Annotated in this window: 19 protein-coding genes; 5 read left to right on the forward strand and 14 right to left on the reverse strand. The window is 62.1% G+C overall.

What is annotated here, in order from left to right; genetic code table 11:
* The first annotated feature begins 15 nt into the window (after positions 1–15).
* Entirely contained in the window at positions 16–789 is a 774-nt protein-coding gene (locus ACPWMG_RS10810) for an esterase/lipase family protein (protein ID WP_483304641.1), read from the forward strand.
* A 20-nt stretch (positions 790–809) separates the two neighbouring features.
* Here the strand turns inward: ACPWMG_RS10810 and ACPWMG_RS10815 are convergent, their stop codons facing one another.
* The 9 genes from ACPWMG_RS10815 to ACPWMG_RS10855 all read right to left on the reverse strand — a co-directional run bounded on the left by ACPWMG_RS10815 (position 810) and on the right by ACPWMG_RS10855 (position 13,807).
* Complete coding sequence (locus ACPWMG_RS10815) at positions 810–2,435, reverse strand: CHAT domain-containing protein (protein WP_483304642.1); 1,626 nt, start codon at positions 2,433–2,435, stop codon at positions 810–812.
* A complete protein-coding gene (locus tag ACPWMG_RS10820) occupies positions 2,432–4,813 on the reverse strand; it encodes a PAS domain-containing protein (protein WP_483304643.1) in 2,382 nt (793 codons plus the stop codon). Before ACPWMG_RS10820 ends, ACPWMG_RS10815 begins: the two co-directional genes overlap by 4 nt.
* Positions 4,810–6,849: a CHAT domain-containing protein gene (locus tag ACPWMG_RS10825; protein WP_483304644.1), complete on the reverse strand. Its 2,040-nt coding sequence runs from the start codon at positions 6,847–6,849 to the stop codon at positions 4,810–4,812. The genes ACPWMG_RS10820 and ACPWMG_RS10825 overlap by 4 nt, the downstream gene beginning before the upstream one ends.
* A gap of 7 nt (positions 6,850–6,856) precedes the next feature.
* A complete protein-coding gene (locus ACPWMG_RS10830) occupies positions 6,857–8,158 on the reverse strand; it encodes a hypothetical protein (RefSeq protein WP_483304645.1) in 1,302 nt (433 codons plus the stop codon).
* Between the two features lie 235 nt (positions 8,159–8,393).
* Complete coding sequence (gene proX / locus ACPWMG_RS10835; RefSeq protein WP_483305229.1) at positions 8,394–9,371, reverse strand: glycine betaine/L-proline ABC transporter substrate-binding protein ProX; 978 nt, start codon at positions 9,369–9,371, stop codon at positions 8,394–8,396.
* Between the two features lie 56 nt (positions 9,372–9,427).
* Positions 9,428–10,723, reverse strand: coding sequence for a glycine betaine/L-proline ABC transporter permease ProW (gene proW / locus ACPWMG_RS10840; RefSeq protein ID WP_483304646.1), 1,296 nt, complete (start codon positions 10,721–10,723; stop codon positions 9,428–9,430).
* Complete coding sequence (gene proV, locus ACPWMG_RS10845; RefSeq protein ID WP_483304647.1) at positions 10,720–11,994, reverse strand: glycine betaine/L-proline ABC transporter ATP-binding protein ProV; 1,275 nt, start codon at positions 11,992–11,994, stop codon at positions 10,720–10,722. The genes proW and proV overlap by 4 nt, the downstream gene beginning before the upstream one ends.
* Positions 11,995–12,456: 462 nt before the next feature.
* Positions 12,457–13,218: an anti-sigma factor gene (locus ACPWMG_RS10850; RefSeq protein ID WP_483304648.1), complete on the reverse strand. Its 762-nt coding sequence runs from the start codon at positions 13,216–13,218 to the stop codon at positions 12,457–12,459.
* Positions 13,219–13,228: 10 nt separating this feature from the next.
* Entirely contained in the window at positions 13,229–13,807 is a 579-nt protein-coding gene (locus tag ACPWMG_RS10855) for an RNA polymerase sigma factor (protein WP_483304649.1), read from the reverse strand.
* 477 nt (positions 13,808–14,284) lie between these two features.
* Here ACPWMG_RS10855 and ACPWMG_RS10860 point away from each other — a divergent pair, with 477 nt between their 5' ends.
* Together ACPWMG_RS10860 and ACPWMG_RS10865 are read left to right on the forward strand one after the other, a co-directional pair.
* The gene (locus ACPWMG_RS10860) at positions 14,285–15,202 is read left to right on the forward strand and encodes a hypothetical protein (protein WP_483304650.1); all 918 of its coding nucleotides are present in this window, start codon (positions 14,285–14,287) and stop codon (positions 15,200–15,202) included.
* A 44-nt stretch (positions 15,203–15,246) separates the two neighbouring features.
* Positions 15,247–16,119 (forward strand): M15 family metallopeptidase, encoded by an 873-nt coding sequence (locus ACPWMG_RS10865; protein ID WP_483304651.1) that lies wholly within the window; start codon positions 15,247–15,249, stop codon positions 16,117–16,119.
* Here ACPWMG_RS10865 and ACPWMG_RS10870 read toward each other — a convergent pair.
* The 5 genes from ACPWMG_RS10870 to ACPWMG_RS10890 all read right to left on the reverse strand — a co-directional run bounded on the left by ACPWMG_RS10870 (position 16,116) and on the right by ACPWMG_RS10890 (position 22,931).
* Positions 16,116–17,714, reverse strand: a complete 1,599-nt coding sequence (locus ACPWMG_RS10870; protein WP_483304652.1) for an FAD-dependent monooxygenase — start codon at positions 17,712–17,714, stop codon at positions 16,116–16,118. The genes ACPWMG_RS10865 and ACPWMG_RS10870 overlap by 4 nt on opposite strands.
* 74 nt (positions 17,715–17,788) lie before the next feature.
* A complete protein-coding gene (gene mltB, locus ACPWMG_RS10875; protein ID WP_483304653.1) occupies positions 17,789–18,862 on the reverse strand; it encodes a lytic murein transglycosylase B in 1,074 nt (357 codons plus the stop codon).
* Positions 18,859–20,916, reverse strand: coding sequence for a transglutaminase TgpA family protein (locus tag ACPWMG_RS10880; protein ID WP_483304654.1), 2,058 nt, complete (start codon positions 20,914–20,916; stop codon positions 18,859–18,861). The genes mltB and ACPWMG_RS10880 overlap by 4 nt, the downstream gene beginning before the upstream one ends.
* A 70-nt stretch (positions 20,917–20,986) precedes the next feature.
* Positions 20,987–21,994, reverse strand: coding sequence for a DUF58 domain-containing protein (locus ACPWMG_RS10885; RefSeq protein WP_483304655.1), 1,008 nt, complete (start codon positions 21,992–21,994; stop codon positions 20,987–20,989).
* A gap of 16 nt (positions 21,995–22,010) precedes the next feature.
* Positions 22,011–22,931, reverse strand: coding sequence for an AAA family ATPase (locus ACPWMG_RS10890; RefSeq protein WP_483304656.1), 921 nt, complete (start codon positions 22,929–22,931; stop codon positions 22,011–22,013).
* 45 nt (positions 22,932–22,976) lie between these two features.
* Here ACPWMG_RS10890 and ACPWMG_RS10895 point away from each other — a divergent pair, with 45 nt between their 5' ends.
* The gene (locus ACPWMG_RS10895) at positions 22,977–23,927 is read left to right on the forward strand and encodes a histone deacetylase family protein (RefSeq protein WP_483304657.1); all 951 of its coding nucleotides are present in this window, start codon (positions 22,977–22,979) and stop codon (positions 23,925–23,927) included.
* 78 nt (positions 23,928–24,005) lie between these two features.
* Positions 24,006–25,355: a mechanosensitive ion channel family protein gene (locus ACPWMG_RS10900; protein WP_483304658.1), complete on the forward strand. Its 1,350-nt coding sequence runs from the start codon at positions 24,006–24,008 to the stop codon at positions 25,353–25,355.
* Positions 25,356–25,390: the final 35 nt, after the last annotated feature.

Here is a 25,390-nt window from a genome sequence, read left to right on the forward strand (position 1 = left end):
ACAGAGTAGGCAGCTATGGCAAACATCATCCTCGCGCATGGCATTCTGGGCATAGGCGCACTTCCTTTTGGAATCGATAGCCCGTACTTCAATGGTATTGCTGCGCAATATCGGGAACAGGGGCATGCGGTCCTTGTTCCTACCGTTGATCTTCTGGGTTCTCTGGAGCGGCGCGCTGCGCAACTCCGTCAGGCTATTGACGAGAAGTGGCCCGACAAGACGGGTCTCATCGTGATGGCGCACAGCATGGGTGGTCTCGACATTCGGCGTGCAGTTGCCCGGTCGCCAAAACTAGCGTCTCGTGTCGCGACCATTGCTGCTATAGCAACGCCACATTTGGGAAGCCCGGTTGCCGATGCCGTGCTGAATCCCCGCCATCCATTGCGGCCGCATATCCCTGGTTGGCTGCTCAGAGCCTTTGGCCCCCGCGCGGGCGCTTTGGCAGATCTGCAAACGCGCACTGCACTGCATGATCCCGATGTTGAAGGTATTCGGTACTATGAAGTCGGCTGTGACGCCAGCCAACTTTCGTCCGCTTCGCCGTTGTTCGCTTTGACGCAAGCGATTGGCAAGCTTTCCTCTAACGGAAACGACGGCGTGGTGACACTGTCTTCTGCACAGACGCCGGATCGAGCATTGCTACAGACTTGGCCGGTCGACCACTGTGGCGCCATTGGCTGGCCTAGCGGTCTGCTTTTTCTGCAAACCTTTGCCGCTACGCTGACACCACCTGGCGAGCATATAAAGCGCTACAAAGAACTGCTGGAGTTGCTTCTTGGAACCGATTAGAACTGGCGTCTATCCGCGGGTCAGGCCGTACTGTGGATCACAAACTGCGATGAGGCCCATACCCAGTCATTGCGATGATTCGCGTACATGTCGACCCACGTTTCCTGCAGCGCTTGCTCAATGGAGCGGGTTCTGAAGAGTGAACGGTAGAAATGTGCGGAGTGCTCGCAGGCCAGTGCATCGTTCACGGCCCAACGAAAGCCCGACATGGCCGGTACGTTGTTGGAGCAGAGGTGGAATACGAAGTCGTGGTGCGAACTCACGCAACCGCTGAGATAGACGAAGCGTGAATGCTGGAGCCACTGCGCTAACTGTGGAATGCCCAGTGCTTTTGGCTTGGGCATGTCGTGTGCATTCTGGCCGCGCACTGGCAAAAACACGTAGCCGAATGCATTCTTGCCTTCGCCTATGAAATGAGAATGGCCAGCAAAGTGAACCAAATGCCAGGGCTCGCCGGTCGTGAGGAAATCCTTCAACACCTGATCGAAGCTGCGGTAGTGGGTCATATCTTCCGTGGTGCCGTCATGCCTTCTGACCGTGGTGTGGACCACGCCGTCTTTCATCCAAATGTGACCAATCCGGCCGACGCATCCAGGGGGGGCCTCCATCACCTCGTCCAGAATGGCCTCGATTTCGGGTTCAACGCCGGTGAGTGGAGTCAAGCCAACCTTTACTGCTGATGGTTGTCCGGTGGGATCCCCGGCGCCGATATTGATCTGGGTTTCACCACCGCAATTGGCATTGATCAAGAGGCAGTTCACCGGCTGCTGGCGTGCATCCACATACGAGAACAGTGGAATCCGGTCCATGGGGATTTCAGGCAGTCGGCGCCATAGTGGGGACTGCTCCAACCAATAGCGATATTCGCTCGACCTGGGGAGACCAATGGCTTCAAATGCGATGGGGTAGAGCGATCGGTCCACCGTAAAGCACAACCCCACCTTGGATGGCGATACCGCGCTGATGCCTTCCAGAAACCCCAGGTCGTGCGCGATGTCCGCCTGCTCCTTGATGAGTGTTTTGGTCAACTCAAATCCAATGAGTTGGAAGTCATCACGCCAGGCCGCTCCGCGCGACAGCTTCGCCGTCTTTTCAATCAAGGCATTCAGGCGCTGTGGATCAATACCGAACCGGATCTGCAGCGTGTGGGGAATGGCGGCATTGAAAGAGCGTACTTCGTAGCTGCAGTTGCCGTCGGAGAAAAGTCGAAAATTGACGTCGTAACGGGCCGGATGTGAGGGCTCGTTTGCGGCCGCCGTTCCCGCGGGGGTGAGCATGCGGCGCATGGTATGGCGAAACTCGCGCTCCAGGCTGCTGCCCTCGCAGATCAATGCCACAGAGGACAAACCTCTCAGCGCGTTACTGAGTTCCTGGTCGTGCATGGGGGCAACTACGCAGATCGGAACATCGCTCCAGCGTTCTCGCATCTCACGCGCCAGGGCCACGCCGCTCTGGCGCCCACCGCCGGGGAGATCGACTTCTGTGACCAACACCAGCGGTGCGCCATGTGCATCGAAGTCTGCGCGCACACCGGCCAAGTCGCTGCACATTCGGATTGGCCCCGGCAATTCGACGCCCAAACTCAACACAAGGTCGCGCAACTCTTCCGCCATGTAGATGCTTCTATGGGCAATGACCACACTCATGATGCTTCTCCCGATGGCGCCCGAGGAAACGAAAACGAGAACATCGCGTGGTCGCCGTCACGGTGCTCTGCATAGTGTCCGCCGTTGCGTTCGGCCAGTTCGGTCAATGTTTGTCGGCCGAGCGAGAGTTCAGCCACCGCTTGGCTGCCACGGCATTGCGCGTCCACCTCGGGGGCGTCTACTGCATCGGCGCGGCCGCTGATTTCGAGCAGCACGCGGCCATCTTCTGCCCAGGTGCGCAGCTCGATCCGCGTGGCATTCACGGCCAGCCGCAGCAGGTAGGTCAGGACGGTCTGCAGGCAGTAGCGCAGCTCAAACGCATCTGCGCGTACCCATGCCTGGGAAGCATCGTTGAGCAGCGCCACGGTTTGCCGCTCGCGCGCCGGCAAGTCGTCCAATGAACGCGTCACAAAGTCCTCTACCGACAGCAAGGTGGGAAAGTGCGGCGCCGTTTGTGCACCGCGCTCAATGAGCAGCATGCGGTCCAGGGTGAGATCCGCTTTTTGGAGTTGCTGTAAGACTTTCTCTGGTACATCACTGCTGGCAGCCGGGAGTTGCTGCGCCGAAAAGCGCCGAAGCCAGGCGATTGCCAACGACATGGGGGTCTTGACCTGCCCGGTAATCTCCCGGAACAGTTCGCGTGCCAAGTCGAGTTCATCCCCGCGCACAAATTGCGACAGGTCGCTGGCGATGAAAACCCGGCCAGGGGTTTCGGCTGGCAGACGAGCCACGGAGAGCAGCACTTGTACCGGCGTGGTTCCAGCCCCGCTACGACGTCGCATGAAGGTGCCGTGGTTGGCGAAAAAGTCTCCAGCCAGCAAAACGGCCGCATGTTCAGGATCTTCCAGGAAGTCGGCAACAAGGCGCCCGATAATCTCGCCTCGCGGACGCTGTAGTAGCGTACTGGCGGCCTCGTTGGCTTCGAACACCATGTTTCTTTCATCCACCAGCAGAATGGCATCGCTGGCGCTGTTGACGACTGCCGAGCGGTAGTTGTACTCCAGCGTACGGCGCAGCAGTGCATCCAGCGAGGTGGCAACGGTTTCCAGGCTGGTCTGGTCTTCGGGACAAAACGCTTCCGTCTTTTCGTCTTCGACGTTCAATAGCCATTGCGCGTTGCGGCCAATCGGGACACAGAGCTCGGAATGGGTCACGGCTTTACGGTGGCGCACAAAAATATGGGCGAAGCGTTCGTCGGTTTCCACGTTGCTGACCAGTACCGCCTCACCGCTGCGGTGGACGTGGCCCACAATTCCTTGGTCTACGCGCAGTTCGGCCAGCTCCGAGTGCAACTCGGTCCGGCTGGCCTGCTGAGCGATAAGCCGGATTGTGCCGTTGACCGGATTGACTTGATGGATTGATACGTAGTCCCACCCATAGTGCTCAGCGATCCGTTCCACCACCTTTTGCGCGACGTTCTGCACCGAGTCGTAGGCTGCTGCAATGTCTCGGATCAACCGGATCAGGAAATTCAAATTGCTCTCGGTGTCATTGCGTTGTGCCACGCTGACCGCCTCGCTCAGTGGCAAACGATTGGCCAGGTCGGCTTCTTCGTCACTGAAAGTGTGGCCGAGCTTGCGGCATAACACCACGCTAGCCACCTGCTTGTTGTCGTGAAAGACAGGAAGGCTCATCGTCGCGGTAAAGCCTTCATCGAGGAACTGTTGGATTCCGAGGTCGGCTGGAAGTCCCAGTTGTTTCTGTTCTTCGTACCACGCTGGCAAATCGTTGAGGATCAGTGGATCACGTTGGTCCAGCAGATAGCGCATCACCTCAGGAATGCGCCACCAGCGGTACGAGCGGCCCACAGCGATGCAGTCGGGGTAGATCGTGCGCAGGTGTGTGCCGGACGCATTCAGGCGCATCACCTGCATCAAATCAAACGGCACCAAAGGGCGTAGCACTTGGCCGATGGCATCCAGCAGCGCATCTGTGCCGGAGATGTTCTCAACGTGTTTGACCATGGCTTCTGTGGCACGGTCCAGTGTCAGGTCGCGCACCAAGGCCAGCGTGCCAATCACCTCGTCGAAGCTATCGGTCTCTGGAAACGCGGTAATGGCGATCGGCACCTTCGCACCATCTGTGCGCGTCAGGTTGACTTCATAGGCTTCGCCCTCGCGCAGTTCTACGCGACGCTTCAAGCCGTTCAGCACCGCCTCAAGATCTTCGCCTGTGAACAGGTCATGCATTGTGCGTCCGTGCCATGAGTCGATGCCGATCATGCGCAACATGCAGCGGTTGGCGTAGACGAGCCGCCCCTCGCGGTCGACCCGGGCAATGCCCATCGGCACCTGCTCCACTGCCGAGGTTGGTAGATCCATGCGCAGGCTGGCAATGGCCGGTGTGTCGACAGGTGGTTCGAGCAAGCTGGTATTCATTTCGAAGTCTCCAACATGGCAAGAGGATCGGCATAAACGGTGTAGGCGAGCCAACTGAGCGGGTCGCTCACGGTGCCCGGCTCGTCGGCGCGCTGTGCCGCTAGGCGGGCCTGGCGCACCGCCGCGCCAATGGGCAGTCCTTCGTCCATCAGTCGGTACAGCGTGGTCGCAAACTGATGGGCCGAGGTATCGTAGACAGACCAATAGGTGCCAATGAACACAGACGCACCGCGGTGCTCTTCGTTTGGGCGAATGAAGCGATGCGCCCAACCTCCTACGCCCGTCAGTGCCTGATCGCCTACGGCGCTTTGGCAGGCGTTGAAAAAGATGAAGGGCCGCGTCAGCAACGCGTTCTCCACCGTGCCGGCGAACAGGTCGGCGCTCATGGTGTCGTTGCCGTCCAGCCGCAGGGTGGCCCGGTCTCCCTGACCAGGAGGCCCTGCGTTGGCGTGGCCGCAGAAATGCCAAGCATCGAAAGTGCCCGCTTCCAGTGCTTGTGTCAACTTCAGGTAGCGTGGGGCCACCTCGGTCACCGCACGGCCGTTGCGGGCCAGGCCAAGATAGAAATCGCGCTCCTTTGCGGCGGTGCTCAAGCCGCTGCTGGAGGGCACCACCAGTGCACATTGGGTGAAGCGGAAGCTTTCGGGGGCGGCAGTGCCATGCAACCAGCGTGTCATCACAAACGCTTCTGCAAAAAAAGGGCCTTCTTCTATGTGCCCATCTTCTCTGAGGCGCATGAGCCGACAAGCTTCCCAGGGAATCCATGCCTCGTCTGAACAAATCTGCACCGTGATGTCGCCTTGGTTCTGCCAGAGAATCGCCTGCAGCGCCAAAGGGATGAGTTGCTCGAACAGACCTGCTCCCCAGGCTTCGAGTCTGCGTCGCGAGTCCACGCGGCGCTCGGGGTCGCGGATGGGCAGGCCCTCCACCAGTGCCGCGAACTGCCGAAAATACTCGCGTGAGTTGCTTGCAATCGTGGACTGGAAGTCCTGGGCGCCATAGGCTTTGGACTGCAGCTTGAAGTGAAGTTTGTTCGCGTCTTCGAAAACCAGCAAGCACAAATCAGAGCGGTGCGTGGCAGGCGCATCAGGCAGCGGTGCCGTGGCTTCTTGGCTTTGAGGTGGCGCGTCTTCGGCTTTGCCACTTGCATCGACAACGTTCACATACAGGGTCATCAAAGCCACTGAACGATGTTGGCTGAAGGCATAGACCTTGACGGAGGTGGCGCCTGCCTGCGTGCCCCTGAGTTTGAACTCCACGGCGGGTGCTGCATTGTGGGCCTGTGCGACCAACGGCAAAGTGTTGCCTTGCAGCAGCTCCAATCCCGTGCCGGGGCGCACGGTCACATCCAGTTTTTCGCCGTCCCGCATCCACACGTCTCCTGCAGTGGCCAACGCGACCGCGATGCGCTCAAGGGTGACCACGAGCGAAACCGTCTCCTGCAGCCGCACGGTGTCGGGCATGAAGGCGTCCAGGCGTTGTGGATGCGGCGTGTCCGCGTCGATCGGGGGCGTGTCGTGGATGTCGATACCCGCGTATTTTCCGGCCGCGGGCATGGGAAAGAGCTCAGCTTTTTGCCACAGATCGCCACCTCGGGTAGCCGCCGGTGCGCGCTCAAATACCACTTCGACTGCCGCGCGGTCAGCTTCCAGGCGTGCTTCTGTCACCCCCACCACGGTATGGTCGTCCAAGACGACAACCGCTGGAAATGCGGCAGAGCTTTGGTACTCGGCGAGCGTCAGTACCTGTGCTTGCTTGAATTGGCTGTTCAGTGTGATTTCAAGTGGGTGGGCAGCGGTCCGGTTTCTCAGCACCTTCAGGAACACCTCACGCTGGACGGCGTAGAAGCGTGTTGGTTTTTGCTCTTGCGGATGGCGTAACACCACCACCCAGGGGGCAGTCATGCGTTGCTCTATTTGTGCCAGTGCCTGGCCGTTGGTGAGGGTCTGTTCCAGGGGGGCGCCGTCATCTACCGCCAGGATCAGAAAGCGCCGCTCCAACAGCATGGGCGGGACCGATGGCTTGAGACGTGCCACGTGAGCCTCATGCGATCTGACGGAAAGCGCTGACGTAGCGAGGGTCTAGCCACGCAACGTCGGGGTTATGCAGGCAAGCTGCATCCACGTTGTAGCGAAAATTCGCCATCAGTTCGGGCAGCGCAACCAGCAGCGCCTGGAGATGCTCTCGCTGCAGGCCTGAGAGCCAGGGCACTTTGGTGTACCAGGCGATGCTGGACCATAGGCGGTCCAGTTCTGCTGCCGGTAGGTCGGCAGGAAATTTTTGCGCCAATGTGGGCGCGCCGGGGTCTGGGAATGGCACGCGTTGCGTCGCCGCGTACAGGCGCTCGGGGAGTTCGCGGCGTTTCCAGGCCAGCAGCAACTCCACCAACGAATCTGCCACGGCGTGGACCGCCTGGTTCACCGCTGGATCGGAGGTCGACTTGTTCAAAAATAGCTGGCCGTCGCAATAGGTTTCCCAATGCTCGCCAAGAGCGTTGACGACTGGTAGCCCCAGGCCGTGGTGCGCGTGTGCGTGCGCCTCACCCGGCCCCGGGTGGAGCGAGTGCAGATCTACGTGCCCATCCTGGTCGTGCAGCAGTTTGGATAGAGCGCCAGCGATGCGATCGCTGTAACCATGTGCTGCAGCCCAATTGCAAATTTCCAGACGTGGAACGCGGATGTGACCAGCGGCAAAGCCATCGGTTAAAAAGTGGTCTGCGAACGCATTGGTGTACAGCGCTTGGCGCAGTTGCTCGTCGTCGGGGCCCTGACTTTGCGCCGCCAGAAGTAAGGCTGCGCGGTGGTGTTTAACGTAAGCCAGTTGGTTGTGCCAGCCAAAGTGATCGACGTTGCGTAGCGCGAGTTCGACATAAGACTTCGCGTTCCAGGCAAGCCGTAGGTTTTCGTCAGGGTAGGGACGGTCTTCGCCCGTGTCGTCGAGGCGCTCGGTAATCCACGACAGTTCATGTTGAAACACATCGCGTAAATCGGAGAGATCATTCGACTCCCAGACCCACGGCAATGGCGATGGTTTCTCCTCGAACAGCGCTTCGGGGGACTCGTAGAAATCGCCGGAGAGCGCGACCAACTCACCGTACTGGAGCGCTTCGCGCTGATCTTTGCGTGAGATGGTTTCGAACAAGGCGGTGTCTACGATGACACCAAGCCCTTGCAGGCGCTCACATGCCCGCAGCGCGCCCTGGCTCCCCAACCAGGCGTGTTCGCCTGCGTTGAATCGCTTTTTCATGATCGGCGTGGTTGCGGTCTGCCGATGTTGGGCAACGAAGACCGAAAAAGGATCGGCAATCTCTCTGCCATCCAGCAACTGAGGCGATGCTCGCGTCATGGATACTCCTTGTTACGGAGGGGAGAGGCAGTATAGGGTAAATGATATTGAGTCGCATCAAAAATTTGAAGGGGCAGTCCCTTTCATCGGGCGTGGCAGATTCCGGCCAAGATGCCGTCAGATTGCTATCAGTTAGATAGCTTGGTACGAAAGCGCAAGAAATGGCAGAGCGGCTTTCTTCAAAAGAAAAAGGGCCGCATCAGCGGCCCCCTTTGGCGTCGTCTGCAAGAGGCGCTTACTGCACCGCAGCCCGTGCCTGTTGAATCCAGCCGTCAAACGTGGCTTGGTGGGCCTTGATCCAGCCGTCCACATGGCGTTCGATGGCAGCTTGCGAGTTTTCGCCGCCGCGCATGCGCAGGTTTTGCGCGTTGATGTCGGCCACGGGCAGCTTCATCAACTCGAAGAGTTTGCCGGCGGCGGGGTTCTTCTCGACAAACGTGCGGTTGGCTACGATGCGCTGCACGTTGAGGGTGAAGCCGTAGTCGCGGCCGTCAGGTGTTTTGGTGCTGAGCTGGCCTTGTGCGCCGGGCAGGGCCGAGTGCGGCACCTGCAGGAACACCACGTCTTTGCCGGGCACCAGAACGCCGCTCACCCAGTAGGGGGTCCAGGTGTAGTACAGCACCGGCTTGCCTTGTTTGTAGCGCGCAATGGTGTCGGCCATCAGGGCCGAGTAGCTGCCCTGGTTATGCGTGACGGTGTTGCGCAGCTTGTAGGCGTCGAGCTGGTGCTCGATCACCAACTCACAGCCCCAGCCAGGGTTACAACCGGTGAGGTCAGCCTTGCCGTCGTTGTTGATGTCGAACAGCTTGGCGATCTTCGGGTCGGCCAGTTGGCCGATGTTGGTAATGTGGTACTGCTCCGCCGTCTTCTTGTCGATCAAATAGCCTTGCAGCGAGTTGGTGACGTAGGTGCTGTTGCGCCAGAGCTTGGCGTCGCCGCCAGCGTTTTGATAAAAATCGGCGTGCAGCGGGTCCCAGTGCGCGGCGGCGAAGGTGCCGTCGCCGTTGGCCAGCGAGAGGTGGCCTGTGGCGTATTCGATCTCTTGCGTGGGTTTGATGGTGTAGCCGAGCTTTTCGAGCGCGCGGCTGACCAGCAAGGTCTGGAACGACTCTTCGGCCAGCGAACTCTTGATGGGCTGCACGGTCACGCCTTTACCGGGCAAGTCGTTGGCCATGGTGGCGGCACTACCCATGGCCAGCAGACCAACGGCCATGCAGCGCGAGATGGTGGTAGAGACTGAAGTCAAGACGGAAGTAGAGATGTTCTGGGTCATGCGGCAATCCTTTGCAGAGTTTTCGAGGCAGCGGGAGCGGTGGTTGTGGCTTCGTTTGAAGTGGGTGCGCGGCTAGATGGGGTGGAAGGGAGCGGCACCAGGCGCATCACCAACCCCACAGGCCCACGCTGCCACCAGTGGCGCGAGCCGCGCTGCGCCTGGCCCATGGCTTGGGTGATACGGTCCAGCGTGATGGCCAGCAGCACAATGCCCAGGCCGCCCACGGTGGCCAAGCCCATGTCCAGTCGGCCAATGCCGCGCAACACCATCTGGCCCAGGCCACCCACAGCAATCATCGACGCGATGACCACCATCGACAGCGACAACATCAGCGCCTGGTTGATACCGGCCATGATCGACGGCATGGCCAGCGGCAGTTGCACCTTCACCAGCAACTGCCATGGCGAGGCACCGTAAGCGCGTGCGGCCTCCACCAAATCAGGGCGCACTTGGCGAATGCCCAGGTTGGTCAAGCGCACCAGCGGTGGCAGCGCGAAGACGATGGTAACGATGACGCCCGGCACGTTGCCAATGCCAAACAGCATCACAACCGGCACCAGGTAAACGAAGGCCGGCGTGGTCTGCATCGCGTCGAGCAGCGGGCGCATGGCGCGCTGTGCGCGGTCGCTGCTGGCCAGGGCAATGCCCAGCGGAATGCCAATGGCCAGACAGAAGGCCAATGACGTCAACACCAGCGACAGCGTGACCATGGCTTCAGGCCAAATGCCGAGCATGGCCACCAGGAGCAGCGATACCAACGCACCCAGGCCCACCAGGCGGCCGGCAAACTGCCAGGCCAGCAGGCTGAGCAGGCCGACCATGGCCAGCGTGGGCACGCTTTGCAGCATGCCTTCCACGCCGGTGAGTAAGCCGTCGATGGGGCCGCGCAGGGTTTGGAAGAAGGGGCGGAAGTGGTCGACGAGGTAGGTCAGACCGTCGTTGATCCAGCGCTCGGCCGGCAGGCTGCCGTCCCACAGTTGGCTCAGGTGGAAGTGCGCGGCACTGGGGTCTACACCCGTGGCGGCATCGGTGCCAGCGGGGGCGCCGAGCCAGTCGGTGTTGGCGCCGGTGTCGTTGACGTTAGACCACGGATCGGCCGCAGCGGCTGCGGCGTTCGGATCCACGGCTTGGGCCGCTTGGGTTGGATCGGCTGCAGGCGCACTTTGGCTGATGCTGGCCCACGGATCGGCATCGGGAGTGGATGCGGGGTTTGGCGCCAAGTCTGGTGTGGTGGTCTGGGCGAGGGCGTCGCTTGGGTTGATGGTGTTTGTGACGTCGGTTGCGTTGCTCAAGCGTGGCTCCTTTCAGCGAGTGGGGCAGGGCTTGCCGTGGATTGGATGATTTGCGGTGATGTAGGGGGCACGGGCGGTGTGTCCCGATCCAGAAACATCAGCAGCGTGGTCTTGCTCACCGTGCCACGGAAGCGGCCGCCGGTGCTCACCACCGGCACGGGGCAGGGCGCCTGCGCCACTTGGGCAAACAGGTCGGCCACGGCAGCATCGGCTGCAATCGGTTCAATGCCCGGTAAGTAGGCGCTTTGCAGGCCCAGCATGCCCACCTGGCCCTCGAGCGCCGTGCGCAGCGACTCGGCCGATACGGTGCCCAGGTACTGCTGCTGCGGCGTGACCACGGTGGCGTATTCGCGGTCGTGGGTCTGCAACTGCTGCAGCGCGGCGCGGCAACCACGGTCGCTGCGCTCCGACACCACGGTCATGGACTTGCGTGCAATGTCGCCCGCCTTGAACACCGAGGCCGCGTCCACACCGCGCACAAAGTTGCGCACGTAGTCGTCGGCCGGGTTGCGCAAAATTTCATCCGGCGTGCCCACTTGAATCACGTGGCCGTCTTTCATGATGGCGATGCGGTCGCCAATGCGCATGGCCTCGTCCAGGTCGTGCGAAATGAAAACGATGGTGCGGCGCTGGATTTGCTGCAGGCGCAGCAGCTCGCTTTGCATCTCGGTGCGGATGATGGGGTCGAGGGCGGAAAACGCTTCGTCCATCAACAGAATCGACGGGTCGCTGGCCAGCGCACGCGCCAGGCCCACACGCTGCTGCATGCCGCCCGACAACTCATCCGGGTAGCTCGCGCCCCAGCCGCCCAGATCGACTTGCTCCAGCGCTTTGGCGGCCAAGGCTTGGCGTTCGGTGCGGTCTACGCCGGCCAGTTCCAGGCCGAAGGCGGTGTTGTCCAGCACGGTCATATGCGGCATGAGCGCAAACGACTGGAACACCATGCTGATGTCTTTGCGGCGCAGCGCGCGCAAGGCGCTGTCGCCCAGGGTGTTGATGTCGGTGCCGTCGACCAGAATGCGCCCGGCGGTGGGTTCGATCAGCCGGTTCAGCAGCCGTACTAGCGTGGACTTGCCCGAGCCCGACAAACCCATGATGACGAAGATTTCGCCAGCCTTGATGTCGAACGTGGCATCAAACACGCCGATGGAGTTACCCGTTTGGGCGAGGATTTCAGACTTGGACAAGCCTTGTTGGACGAGCTTCAGGGCTTGTTCGGGCTGCTCCCCGAAGACCTTGAACACGTGGTCGATGACGATATCTTTTGCCATGCGTTTGGGCTCCTTGAAAAAAGAGTGGACGAAACGCCGCCAAGCTTGACGACTGCGGAAATGGGCAAAGCCCAACACCGGCACACGGCGAGGCGCATGCTGATGCTTAGTGGTGAACGAGAGGTTTGCCGAAAGGTCGGCATCTGCAGCAGGGCTCAAGCCTGCGTGCAGGGGTTCAACGGAGAGAAGATGGTTGGTGCGGCAGAGGCGCCGCAGTGAAAAGACAACGCCTGCCCATGAAGTGCAATGGCAGGCACGGAGTGTGTTTTCAATTAGTTGTTAAAAGCAAAACAATTATATTGCGAATGCTTTGTTAAGTCAACTTGGGGACAGCTTGAAGCATGCTGCCCGTTTGTTTTTCCTGGCCCGAGGACTCATGAAAAGAGAATAAAAAGAAAGCTTTGCCCTTTCCAATAAAGCGTAAGAAGCTATCTTTTTTGATCTAATTGAAAGCCGTTTGGTCTACAGGGTTTTCTCAATCAACGGCCCGCTGAACAGTACAGGCCCCGTGGGCCCGCCGTCGCTTGGCACGCCGCCCTTGGGTTCCAGGCTGATGGCCAGGGCCGGTATGGCTTGGACTTGGGACTCGGCGGCCGTGAGCTTGAGGGCGGGCGCGTCGCTCATCACGCCCAGTGAGCGTGGCTTGCCGCCCGGGGGCAGGGCCCACAGCTGCAACGATTTATCTGCGCCTTCCTTGAAGTCGCCCAGGCGCTGCAGCACGAGTTGTTTGTTCTTGGGGTCGAAGGTGACCAGCACCGATGGCGCGGCTTTGTCGTTGGCCAGCACGGCCACGTATTGCACGGCGGGGGCGACATCGAGCTGGTGTTTGAGATCGAACCCGACCACTACAGCTAACAAGGTAGCCAAGGCGCCCGCTACGCTGGCGCCGCGCCACAGGGCGAGGTTGGCAAACCAGCCTGCGCGTGGCGATGGCGACGGCGCAGATTTCGGTATCGCTGTGCGTTGGGCTGCCAGAGCACGTTGTTCTTTTTCACCGTCCAGCACGTTCTGGATGCGCACCCACACGGCGGGGTCGGGTTGCATGGGGCTTTGCAGCTCGGTCATGCTGGCCAGCCGACCTTGCCAGGCCAGAGCGGCGGCGCGCACGGGAGCATGTTCGCGTGCCAGGGCTTCAAAACGGCGGCGCGCGCCGCCACGCATGGTGCCCACGGCGTGGCTGGCGGCCAGGCGGTCAAGCAGTTGGGGGTTGCCGCTGATGTTCATGGCGCGCCCTTCACGCTGCGGTGCGGTTCATGCATTCGCGCAGCTTGTCCAGACTGCGGCGTATCCATGATTTCACGGTGCCCAGCGGTAGCTTGAGCTGTTCTGACAACTCGCCGTGGCTCAGGTCGCGCAGGTAGGCCAGGCTGACCACTTCGCGCTGCGGCGCTTCGAGCCGGTTCAGGCATTGGTGCAAGGCCCAGGCCTGTTCGCTGGCTTGCGCCATGTCCAAGGGGTTGCCACTCTCGGCGGGCAAGGCGTCCGAGCCCAGTTCGTCGTACTCGTCGGTCAGGTGTGTGCGCTCGGCGCGGCGTTTGCGCAGAAAGTCGAGTGCCCGACTGCGCACGATCAAGCCCAGCCAGGCCATGGGCGGACTCAGGCTGGCGCGGTAATCTCCGGCTGCGCGCCACACGGTTAAAAAGGTTTCCTGCAACACATCTTCGGCCCAATCGCGCTGGCGCACCACACGCATGGCCAAACCAAACAGCTTGGACGAGGTTTTGTCGTAGAGCTGGCGCAGGGCGGCCTCGTCCTGCTGGCCGACGCGGTCGATCAGCGCCATGAGTTCGGCGTCGGGGTTCAATGCAGTCATGAGGGCATTGTGAAACAGGTGTTTGCATATCCGCCATACGCGCTAAACCTGAGCGTGGATGCAAAACAACTGTTTGGCTTGTAGGGCCAAGCCTACAAAAGCGGCTATTCAATGCCACTCAATGCAGCAGCTAGGACGTTTGAAAAATCCATATTTTCTGTTGTGCTGTTGGTAGCCTTGGATCAAAATATCCGCATTAGCCGTGGGGAAAATATAGGCAAGTTTTGGCACCCATGCCCACCTGCGGCTTTGTTGGCTAGGTCGCTTTTTCTCCGCGTGGAGCCGCATTCCGCAAAGTTCTTGACGAGCTTCGATTTCCAGGGCGACCCATGCCCCTGCGCATTCTTTTGATCCCGTGCACAGACGCCCAACCGAGGCGCCAAGGCTGAGATTTGGCAACACGCCGATGGTCTGCCGGCGACAACAAGATGGTCCACAGAGGGACTTTGTTCGATCGACGTAGAACAAGGAGCGAGGATGAATATCTTGATCCGCAGCGCGCAGGCGCTGATGGCGGCGTTTGCCGCAATGCTGCTGTGTGCCTGTGCCACCGGCCCCATTGGTGAAGCCCGTCATGGGCCGGGGAGCGAGTTTGCGAGCGAAGACCTTACCAAATATGTAGAAGAGCAAAACAAGGTGCTTGTGCAGCTCAAAGCCCACGCAGCAGCGGTAAAAGCCGACGGTCTGAGTCCTGCCGGCGGCACTGAGTGGGACGGTGTGATCGACGCCGGCATGAACTACGCCGACAACAAGTGCCGCAAATATCTGGACAAGCTTTTTGTGCTTGACCGCGACCGCCGCACCTTGAACACCGAGATCGGCCTGATCGCCACGGCTACCGCCGGCGTGATGGCTGCTGCCAAGTCGGCTGCCAAAGACGTGGCCATCGTGGCCATTCTTTTTGGGCTGACGACCACCACCATCGACAACTTGGCCAGCAACGTGTTGTACGAGTTGCCGCCTGCCACCGTGCAAGGTGTTGTAGACGACCAGCAGCGGGCTTACCGCGCCGCGTTGGAGCGGGGCTACTCGAATTGGCCGGCCGCCTTGACGGTCATTCAGCGTTATGCGTTGTTGTGTGTGCCTTCGCATATCGAGCACCAAATCAACATAGCCATTCAAAAAGTAAAACCCGAAAGCAACCGGGGTGACGCCGCACGCGGCCAGCCGCCCGAGGTGTCGAACGAACTGACAACGTTTGGTATTGATGACAACACTGCCAAGCTGCGTGCGTGGGCTTACCCAGGCGGTGTTGCAAACGCGGCCAACGTGAAGGCGCTGGATGACTACGTCAAGACCAAAGAGCCGGCGATTCCTTCTGTGATGGCGCTCATCAACATCAAAGCGAATGCTGATGCACGCGCTCGCGCCGTGGCGGCGTTGAAGGTACCTTGAGCAGAGAGTCGCTTATTCACTCAAACATTTGAGGAGAGAACGTCATGGGTGCCCCCACCATCATCACAGACATACCACCATCGGAGTTGGCCAATGTGCTGATGACGGCGGACAAAGACATGACCATCGAGGTGATTGCTCAGCCTAACGGTTTGTTTACGGTAAAGGCTACGCCTAAACCGACTGCTACGGTGGCTGCAGCAGCGCCCGCAGTGCCCGCAGTGCCCGCCTCTGCGCCTGTTGCAGCACCTGTTGCAGTACCTGTGCCTGCACCTGCCCCAAAGCCCGCTGCCACCACAACCGCCTTCACCGCATTCAGCGGCCTCGCCAACCCCGGCGCAGAAACCAACGCGGACTACCTAGCGCTGATCCCTCTGCCATCGAAGTCAAGCTTTAACGTGGGCCTGGCGTCTGCGGGGCAGCACCGGCTGCGTGATTTGTTGGGCGAGCCGATTGTGGACAAGCACTACGACCCGCAGGGCAAGTGCCTGACGCCCACCAACCCCAAAATACTCGCGCACCTGGTGCTAAAGGATGTAGGGCCGTTCAGGGTGACGGGCATCGATGTGGCCGTGGCTTCGCTGGCGGCTATTTTTCAGGAGGTGAAGGTGGCAAGGCCCAGGCTGTTTGGCATGCTCAGCTCGAACGGCATGTCTTGTGCGCGCTTCACCAAAATCAACGGAAAAATCGGCCCCGGTGTCTCCACCCACGCGTGGGGCATGGCGGTCGATTTCAAGATTGGCGGCGTGACCGATACGCAGGGTGATGACAAGGTGCTGCGTGGGTCGCTGGAGCTTGCGCCGTTTTTTAATGCGGCCGGTTGGTACTGGGGTGCTGGCTTCCCCACCGAAGACGGCATGCACTTCGAACCATCTGCTTCGCTCATTGAAAGTTGGGCGGCCAGCGGAAAGATCTAAAGCCGGATGCCGCGCTCGGCAAAGTAACGCGCCAGGGCCTGCGGGTCGCCCGTGGGTTCGACCATGGCGACGTAGGTGTCAGGACGCAGCAGATACAGCGCGTCGCGGGCCAAACCGGCGGCCTGGTGCGCCGGGGTGTAGTCGAAGCGGCGCAGGGGCACGCCGCAAGAGGCGCAAGCCTGGCGTAGTTCTTCCGTCACCGGCTCGGTTGGGTCGCCGTAGATGTGCACTTGCCAGGTGATCTGGCGCAGGCTCTCATAGTTGTCCGTGCCGTGCTCACGGCCTTTCTCGGGGCCATCAACGGTGGCCACCCAGGGCAGGCGGTCGCCGCCGTGCACTTCGTCTTCGTCTTGTGTGCCCATGCTCAGCGGGCTGTGGCGGTAGTTGATCAAGGTTTGCGACAGCACGCGGAACATGTACTCGCGTGCGGCATCCACGCCGTAGGCCAGCGGCGCGAGGATGGGCGCGATTTGTGTGCGCACGAAGTTGGCAAACGGGCTCTCGCTGGTGACGAAGCTGAACAGCCGGTCGGTGGTTTCCACCAGCTTCAGCGCGAAGGCTTTGCGCTCCACCTCGTAGCTGTCGAGCAAGGCATCGGGCGCTTGCTGGCGCAGCACGGCGGCGAGTTTCCAGGCCAGGTTGATGGCGTCGCCAATGCCGGTGTTCATGCCCTGGCCGCCTGCCGGGCTGTGGACGTGGGCGGCGTCGCCCAGCAAGAAGGTGCGGCCCACGCGGTATTGGCGCGTGACGCGGTGGTGCACGCGGTAGGTGGAGAACCAGCTTACCTTTTGCACCTGCAGGCCCAGGGCGTCGATGGCGCGGTGGCTGACGTCGTTAAAGGTCAGGGTTTCAGCATCTTCGCGCTCGTCACGTACCGCGCCAATCAGCCGGGCTTTGGTAGCGCCACCCGATTGTTGGCTGTAGGCCAGCAGGGCCACGAAGTCGGCGTTGTCGAGCGCGATGTGGGTGGCGCCGTCTGCGGCGGGGCCGGTTACGTCGACATCGGCCACGTAGAAGATTTGCGCATAGGTGCCGCCGTCAAAACCGGTGCCCAACTGGTGGCGAATGGGCGATTTGGCACCGTCGCAGCCGGCCAGAAAGCGGGCCTCGCAGGTGTGCTCTTGGCCGTCGGCTGTGCGTAGCCTTGCGACGACGTGGTCGCCCTGGTCTTTAAAACCTATGCATTCGGTCTGGCGCTCCACCTGCACCCCCATGGTGGCCAGGCGCTCGGCCAGCAGGCGCTCGTGTTGGTCTTGCGGGTAGACCAGCAGGAAGGGGTAGGGCGTGAGGTGCTCGCCCGCCGTGCCAAAGCCGAGCTGCGCCTTCTTTTGGCCTTTGATCCACAGGTTGATGGCGGGGTTTTGGTGGCCGGCGGCGACCACCGCATCGCTCAGGTCGAGCTGGCGGTAAAGCTCCAGCGTGCGGGCTTGTACCGCCATGGCCCGCGAGGTGCTGCCGGGGCCGGTGGCCTGGTCGACCACGCGTACGCGAATGCCTTGTTGCGTGAGCCAAAGCGCCAGAACCAAACCGGTAGGGCCGGCGCCCACGATCAAGACTTCAGTGCGAGGTTCGGTGCGTGGCTCAATGGTGGGCATACGGCTCTTTCGCTGCGGAGGTTGACGGTATGACCATCCTACTCCGCGCGGCGGGAGCGCGATTTGACCTGGGTCTACTGGTTCAGCGCCGCCGCCACTGCATCGCCCAGTTCAATGACCGACATGGCGTAGTAGCTCGACCAGTTGTAGCGCGTGATGACGTAAAAGTTCTCGGTACCCGCCACGTAGGTGGCCGGGGCGTCGCCGTTTTGCAGCTCAATCAAGGCCAGCGGGCCGGTGTGCTGCAAGGCCGCGCCTTCCAGCACGGCGCCCTTGGCAGTGAAGCTGGCGACGCTGAAGGTGGGCAGGATGTCTGGCGCCATCAGCGCGTTCATGTCCAGCGTGTCGGGGTTGAAGCGCACGGGGTAGTGCGTGGGCATGCCGGGTTTCCAGCCAAACGACTTGAAGTAGTTGGCCACCGAGCCGATCACGTCGCCAGGGCTGTTGAACAGGTCGATCTTGCCGTCGCCGTCAAAGTCCACCGCCCATTGCGCCCAACTGGTGGGCATGAACTGTGGCATGCCCATGGCGCCAGCATAGCTGCCGCGCAAGTCCATGGGGTCAATGCCGGTGCGGTTGGCCAGGCTCAGCACTTGCTCCAGCTCGCCCTTGAAGTAGGCGGCGCGTTCTTTGGCGCGCGGATGTGCGGCAGGGAAGTCGTAGGCCAGGGTGGTGAGCGCGTCCATCACGCGGAAGCTGCCCATTTGCTGGCCGTAGATGGTTTCCACGCCAATGATGCCGACGATGATTTGTGCGGGCACACCGGTCTCAGCCTCGGCCCGGTCGAGCCACTGGCGGTTGGCCTGCCAGAAGCGCACCCCGGCGCGGATGCGGATGGGGTCGATGAAGCGGCTGCGGTAGACCGCCCAGTTCTTGGCCGTGCCGCGCGGGGCGGGCGTCATGAGGCGCACCACGGTGGGCAACATGCGTGCCTGGCCGATGGCTTGGCGCACCCACTCGCGGTCGAGGTTGCGGCGCGCGGCGATGTCGTCGGCCTCGGCCATCACGTCGTCGCGGGTCGAGTAGGGAATGGTCGGCGCGGCTTTGGCGGCTGCGGGTTTTGTTTTTGAGGGCTTTTCGGCTTTTGCGTAAGCGGGAGCTGCGCAGGCTGCTATCGCAACCAGAGCAATTTTCAGGAGAGTTTTCATGAAGCCAATTTCGGAAACGTTCGCCTGAGTCTAGCGAGGCTAATGGCCGGTTCTGGCGCATAACGCTGCGCTTCCAGTTGCAAAAGCCAAGCGTGCAGTTGTTGTGCCGACGTGGCATCGGTTTGCGCCAGCGGGTGCGCCTTCAGCAAGGCCGCCATTTGGCGTGGCCCGGCGTGTGCGGGAACGTCAACGCCCGCTTTGCGCAGCCGGGCTTGGGCGCGTTGGTGCAGGTGCAGCCACGGGTCGTGCTGGCGGCGGCCCAGCAGCGTCCAACCGGCGCCGGCCAGGCTCGCCAGCGCCAACAGAACGCCCAGCGCTTGCAGCAGGTCTTGCCAGTCTTCGGCGTCGAAGCCGATGGACTTGAGCAGGTCGAGCTGACGCGTTTGGGTGTAGTTCAACACCCATTGGTTCCAGCGGTTGTTGATGGCCTCCCAGACGGCGCGCATCTGCGCGGCGGCGGTCGGGCTCACGGTGCCGATGGCAGTGCCGAAGAAACCTTCGGGCGCGGCCAAGCGCTCCAGGGCGCCGACGCGGCCGGGGGCGACCATGGCGGTCGGGTCCACACGCACCCAGCCCTGGTCCTGCAGCCAGACTTCGGTCCAGGCGTGGGCATCGCTTTGGCGCACCGTCCAGTAGCCGTCGAGGCTGTTGACCTCGCCGCCCTGATAGCCGGTGACCACGCGGGCCGGAATGTCGAGTGCGCGCATCAGCACCACAAACGACGAGGCGAAGTGCTCGCAGAAGCCGGCTTTGCGGTCAAACCAAAACTCATCGGCCGTGTGTTGGCCGTACACGCCGGGCTCCAGCGTGTAGCTGTAGCCGCCGGTGCGCAGGCGCTGCAGTGCCGCTTCCATCAGCTCGGCCGGGCTGGCCTTGGGCGTCTCGCGGCGCATGTCGGCCGCCAGTTGCAAGGTGCGTGGGTTGAAACCGGCGGGCAACGCCAGGTCGGCTTGCAGGCGCACGGTGCGCTGGGCCGGGCCGTGGCGAAAGCTGGCGTAGCTTTCGGCGCGGTAACGCGTCAGGTCGGTCAGTGGGCGGCTGGCCATCCATTGCAGGTCGGGCGTCATGGCCACGCTGCCAGCGGCGTCGCCACGCACGGTGGGGGCGCTAGGTGTGGCGTCGAGCAGCAGCAGCCACGGGCGGTTGTTGGGCTCTACCGTGGCTTCGTAGCGAATGGGCGCGCCGCTGACTTGAAGCTCGGCCTGGCGCGCGTTGCCTGCCAGCGGGCTGGCATAGCGCGGGCGCCATTGCCGGCCGTCAAACTCCGACAACACCGGGCCGCGAAAATACAGCGTGCTTTGCTGCGGCGGGTTGCCCTCAAACCGCACGCGTAGCGCGATGGCGTCGCTCAGCGCCAGGCTGGCCATGTCGCCCACCTGCATGCTGCCTGAGAGGCCACTGCGCCCGCTCATGGCATCGCTGGGCATGCCCCACAACGGCGCCACACGCGGGAACAACATGAACAGCGCCAACATGACCGGCGCGCCCAGCAGCGCCATCCACCCGGCCATGCGGGCGGACTCGGCCAAGGGCGGGCGGCCCACCGGCATGTGCGCGTTGACCAGTGCCGTGAGCAGGCCCAGCAGGCCTATCAACATGGCCACGGCCGTGAGCAGCGACTGCGAGAAAAAGAAGTTGGTGAGCATCGTGAAGAAGCCCAGGAAGAACACCACAAACGCATCGCGCCGCGCACGCAACTCCAGAGTCTTTAACGCAAGCAACAGCACCACCAGCGTGACGCCCGCATCACGCCCCACCAGTGTGCGGTGGGTGGCCCAGGTGGCCAGCATGGCCAGGGCCAGCAGGGCGAACAGCCACCAGCGGTTGGGCAGCGGGCGAGCGTGCCAAGCTAGCCAGCCGCGCCACAGCAATATGCAGCCAGTGCCCACGCTGACCCACCAGGGCAGGTTGCTGGTTTGCGGCAACACCACCCAGGCCACCACCACCAGCAGGAACAAGGTGTCGCGGCTGTCACGCGGCAGGCCGGTGAGGGCGCGCCGGGCCGATTGCCACGGGTTTGGGTTGCTAGAGGGGTTAAGGGATAAATCGGCCATTGGCGCTTATTAGGTATGCGTAAGCAGCTTCTTTTTTGATAGCGGATGGGTTATGCGCGTTGACCAGCCCTTAAGCCAGCGCCAGTGCTTCGAGGCAGCGGCGTTGGTGTTGGGCGCCGGTGTCGGGCTTGATGTCGCGGCCCGGCAGGCGCAGGCCGTAGTCCAGGCCCAAGGCTTCCGCTTGCAGCACCCAGGCGCACAGGCGGCTCAGGCGTGCCTCAAGCGAGCCGCCGCCGGTGTGGGCCAGGTCTAGCCACAGCGCTTGGGGTTGGCTTTGCGGGCTGTCGCGGCTTACCAGTTCGCCCGACTTGGCGGCCTTTTTCCAGACGATGAGCTTGCGCGGGTCGCCCCGGCGGTAAGCCCGCACGCCATCAAATTCGCTGCTGGCCTGGCTGGGGCTGTGGGCGCTGTGGCCAGGCTGCGGCGTGGCCGGGGGCAGCGGCGGCGCGTGGGTTTCGGGCGCGGGGTAGACCAGCACTTCAGCAGCCGGGCGCCAGTAACACCACACGCAAAAACTGCCGAGCGGAAAACGTGTTTCGGCCGTGAGCGCGGGCACGCGGTGCAGGCCGCGCGTAGTCGGCATAAAGGCCACGTGCACGGTGCTGCTGCCGCGCGCGGGCACATCGGTAAAGGCCCAATGGCGGGTGTCTTGCAGGCTCAGCGCAATGGCGCGGCGCGCGCTGCGGCGGCTGTTGCTCAGTTGCACGGTGAGCACGGCACTGCGGCCGGCAAATTGCGCATCGGGCGCCACCAGCTTCAGGTCAAGCCCGCGCAAGGTGGCGTGGGCCACATGCATGCCCACGGCGGCACAACCGGCGAGCAAAAACGTCAACAGGTAACCCAGGTTCAACTGGTAATTGATGCTGGCCACCAGCAGCACGGCCAGCGTGGCGGCCAGCACCCAGCCGGGCGTGGTCGGCAGGATGTAGACGTTGCGCTGGGTGAGCTGCAGGGTGTCTGACAGCGGCAGTCGTGCTTGCCACCAGCGGTCGAAGCGGTGGCGTAGCGCGGCTGTGAAAGGAGCGGTCAACGACTTAAGCGGATTCAGGTTGGCCCAGCGACGGGAAGCGACTGCCATGGTGATATCAGCGAGGTCAGGCCAGCGGCACGGCCTCGATCATGGCGCGCACTTGCTCTACCGCGCCGCGCCCGGCGTCGCCCGTGGGCACGAGGCGGTGTGCCACGGTTTGCGGCAGGATGGCTTGCACGTCGTCGGGCGCCACGTAGTCGCGCCCGCTCAGCAGCGCCTGCGCCTTGGCCGCACGCACGATGGCAATGCCGGCGCGCGGGCTCAAGCCCTGCACAAACCAACGGCCCGATCGTGTGGCGGCCAGCAGGTCTTGCACGTATTCGAGCAGCGGCGCGGCGGTGTGGATCTTCAGCACTTGCTGCTGCAACTGCTGCAGTTCGGCCAGGGTGAGCAAGGGGGCCAGCGTCTCCACTTTTTCGCGCGGGTCTTGCCCGGCCAGCAACACGCGCTCGGCCGCGCGGTCGGGGTAGCCGAGCGAGATGCGCATCAAGAAGCGGTCAAGCTGCGATTCGGGCAGCGGGAAGGTGCCCAACTGATCAGTCGGGTTTTGCGTGGCAATCACAAAAAAAGGCGTGGGCAGCGGGCGCGTGGCGCCTTCCACCGTCACCTGCTTTTCTTCCATGGCCTCCAGCAACGCGCTTTGGGTGCGCGGGCTGGCGCGGTTGATTTCATCGGCCAGCAAAATCTGCGCAAATACCGGGCCGGGATGGAACACAAAGGCTTCGCGCCCGCGCTCGAACACCGACACACCTGAGAGGTCGCTGGGCATCAGGTCGGCGGTGAACTGCACGCGCGAGAATTGCAGGCCGAAGGTGCGGGCCAGCGCGTGGGCGAGGGTGGTTTTGCCCACGCCGGGGACGTCTTCAATCAGCAGGTGGCCGCCGGCCAGCAGGCAGGCCACGCAGTCTCGAACTTGGTCGGATTTCCCGACGATCACCGTGTTAAGCTGATCGAGTAACGACGTCAATTTCTGTTGTGCAAGCATATTGGCAGGACGTTACCGCATATTTCTGACGCCAGGTCTTTACCCATGCTTAAAACCGGATACTTCACCCACCCATCTTGTCGTCAACACGAGATGGGCGACGGGCACCCGGAATGCCCCGAACGCCTGGGCGCCATCGACGACCGCTTGCTGATTACCGGCGTGGCCGACGCGCTGGAGCACATCACCGCACCCGCCGCCACCTTGGCGCAAATTGAACGCGCACACGGTGCGGGCTACGTGGCGCAATTGCAGGCGCTCGGCGAGCAACTGGCGCGCGACATTGCGGCCGGTGGTCCTCAACATGCGGCGGTAGACCCGGACACCTGCATCAACACCCACACCTGGCAGGCTGCGCTGCATGCGGCTGGAGCGGCAATAGCGGCGGTGGACGGCGTGATGTCCGGCGCGCTGGAAAACGCCTTCTGCGCCGTGCGCCCCCCCGGCCACCACGCCTGCCGCGACAAGGCCATGGGCTTTTGCTTCTTCAACAACGTGGCCATTGCCGCACACCACGCGCTGGCGCAGCACGGGTTGAAGCGCGTGGCCATCGTCGACTTTGATGTGCACCACGGCAACGGCACCGAAGACATCGTGGCCGGTGACGACCGCATCTTGATGGTCGGCATGTACCAGCACCCGTTCTACCCCGAAGGCTCGGCCTTGAATGCCAGCAACCTGCTGAACGTGCCGGTGCCCGCGTACACCCAAGGCATGGAAGTGCGCGAGATCATGGAGATGATGTGGCTGCCCCGGCTGGAAGAATTTGAGCCCGAGCTGATCATCGTCAGCGCCGGTTTTGACGCGCACCGTGAAGACGACCTGGGTCAACTGGGCCTGGTGGAGCAAGACTACACCTGGATCACCTGGCGGCTGAAGGCTTTGGCCGATGCTTATGCCCAGGGGCGCATCGTCAGTTGCCTGGAGGGGGGCTACAACCTCAGCGCTTTGGGCCGCAGCGTGGAAGCGCATTTGCGCGTGCTGGCTGACGTTTAGTGTTTAGCGCGTTCCCGCTGGGCTGCAGTTGCGGCCCGCGTTCATTCCCATATAGAAGACTGACGAAGGATGCCAACAATGGCAAGTTTGAGCCTGCCGACCATGCACGACACCAACCGCATCGTCACGCTTGACGACTGGGCGCGTGCGCTGAGCCAGCCCACCGCCCTGGCCGAATTGGCCGTGGTGCTGGTCTGTGCGGTGTTGGCCTATGGCGTGGTTGCGGCGCTACGCCGCAGCGCGGGTGGCGCGCACGAAGAGTCGATTACCTTTGGCCGCCGGTTGATCGACGGTGTGCTGTTTCCGTTGGCCTGGCTGTTGTTTGCGTTTGTCGCGCAGGAGTTGACGGCCAAATGGATGCCGCTGGCAGTGTTCAAGATTGCGTTGCCGGTGTTGATCTCGCTGGCGGTGATCCGCGTCGGGGTGAAGGTGCTGCAGGTGGCCTTCAAAAACACGCCGGTGGTGCGCATGCTGGAGCGCACCATTTCATGGGTGGCTTGGCTGGCCATGGTGCTGTGGGTCAGCGGCTTGCTGCCCGTACTGCTGGACGAGCTGGATCAGATCAAATGGAAGATCGGCAGTACCACGCTGTCGGTGCGCACCATGCTGGAGGGCGCGCTCACGGCCGGGCTGGTGATGATCGTCACGTTGTGGATCTCGGCGGCGATTGAAACGCGCCTGCTGAAGAACGCCACGGGCAGCGAGTTGTCATTGCGCAAAGCGGTCAGCAATGCCACGCGTGCGTTGATGGTGTTTGTGGGCTTGCTGCTGGCGCTGTCTACCGTGGGCATCGACCTCACGGCCTTGTCGGTGCTGGGTGGCGCCATCGGTGTGGGCATTGGCTTTGGTCTGCTGAAGCTGGCCTCCAACTACGTGAGCGGCTTTGTCATCTTGGCCGAGCGCAGCATGCGGATTGGCGACTTTGTGCAGGTCGACGGTTTTGCCGGGCGCATCACCGACATCAACGCGCGCTACACCGTGGTCACAGCGCCCAACGGCATTGAATCGATTGTGCCCAACGAACTGCTCATCACGCAGCGCGTAGAGAATTGGTCGCTGAACAACCGCAACGTCAACCAGGCCACGGTCATCTCGGTGGGCTATAACAGCGACGCTGACGAAGTTGCCGCGTTGTTACTGCAGACCGTGCAGCAAATTCCACGCGTGTTGAAAGACCCCGGCCCGGGCGTCTCGCTCAATGCGTTTGGGGCTGACGGGCTGGAGTTTCGCGTCTCGTACTGGTTCAACGACCCAGAAAACGGGCAGGGCAATTTGCGCTCGGACATCAACATGGCCATCTTGCGCGCGCTGCGAGCGCACAATGTGGAGATTCCGTTCCCGCAGCGGGTGCTGCATGTGCGCACGGGGGCCACGGCTACGGCCGGTGTTGTCGCCGGGTCGCCTAGTGAGGTTAGCGAAGTTCATTGACGCGAATTGAAGTTGCTGGTTGTGACCGAAAGTGA

Origin of the sequence: Hydrophilobacter chitinilyticus, assembly GCF_049860745.1 — a bacterium.
Classification (GTDB): Bacteria; Pseudomonadota; Gammaproteobacteria; order Burkholderiales; family Burkholderiaceae_C; genus Rhodoferax_B.

Bases quoted from the DNA above. Each gene is read 5' to 3' on its own strand.
- ACPWMG_RS10860 (WP_483304650.1), top strand. From the start codon at position 14,285: ATGAATATCTTGATCCGCAGCGCGCAGGCGCTGATGGCGGCGTTTGCC.
- mltB (WP_483304653.1), bottom strand. From the start codon at position 18,862: ATGAAAACTCTCCTGAAAATTGCTCTGGTTGCGATAGCAGCCTGCGCA.
- proV (WP_483304647.1), bottom strand. From the start codon at position 11,994: ATGGCAAAAGATATCGTCATCGACCACGTGTTCAAGGTCTTCGGGGAG.
- ACPWMG_RS10900 (WP_483304658.1), top strand. From the start codon at position 24,006: ATGGCAAGTTTGAGCCTGCCGACCATGCACGACACCAACCGCATCGTC.
- proX (WP_483305229.1), bottom strand. From the start codon at position 9,371: ATGGCCGTTGGTCTGCTGGCCATGGGTAGTGCCGCCACCATGGCCAAC.
- ACPWMG_RS10890 (WP_483304656.1), bottom strand. From the start codon at position 22,931: ATGCTTGCACAACAGAAATTGACGTCGTTACTCGATCAGCTTAACACG.
- ACPWMG_RS10850 (WP_483304648.1), bottom strand. From the start codon at position 13,218: ATGAACATCAGCGGCAACCCCCAACTGCTTGACCGCCTGGCCGCCAGC.
- ACPWMG_RS10870 (WP_483304652.1), bottom strand. From the start codon at position 17,714: ATGCCCACCATTGAGCCACGCACCGAACCTCGCACTGAAGTCTTGATC.
- ACPWMG_RS10855 (WP_483304649.1), bottom strand. From the start codon at position 13,807: ATGACTGCATTGAACCCCGACGCCGAACTCATGGCGCTGATCGACCGC.
- ACPWMG_RS10880 (WP_483304654.1), bottom strand. From the start codon at position 20,916: ATGGCCGATTTATCCCTTAACCCCTCTAGCAACCCAAACCCGTGGCAA.
- ACPWMG_RS10815 (WP_483304642.1), bottom strand. From the start codon at position 2,435: ATGAGTGTGGTCATTGCCCATAGAAGCATCTACATGGCGGAAGAGTTG.
- ACPWMG_RS10810 (WP_483304641.1), top strand. From the start codon at position 16: ATGGCAAACATCATCCTCGCGCATGGCATTCTGGGCATAGGCGCACTT.
- ACPWMG_RS10865 (WP_483304651.1), top strand. From the start codon at position 15,247: ATGGGTGCCCCCACCATCATCACAGACATACCACCATCGGAGTTGGCC.
- ACPWMG_RS10885 (WP_483304655.1), bottom strand. From the start codon at position 21,994: ATGGCAGTCGCTTCCCGTCGCTGGGCCAACCTGAATCCGCTTAAGTCG.
- ACPWMG_RS10820 (WP_483304643.1), bottom strand. From the start codon at position 4,813: ATGAATACCAGCTTGCTCGAACCACCTGTCGACACACCGGCCATTGCC.
- ACPWMG_RS10895 (WP_483304657.1), top strand. From the start codon at position 22,977: ATGCTTAAAACCGGATACTTCACCCACCCATCTTGTCGTCAACACGAG.
- ACPWMG_RS10830 (WP_483304645.1), bottom strand. From the start codon at position 8,158: ATGACGCGAGCATCGCCTCAGTTGCTGGATGGCAGAGAGATTGCCGAT.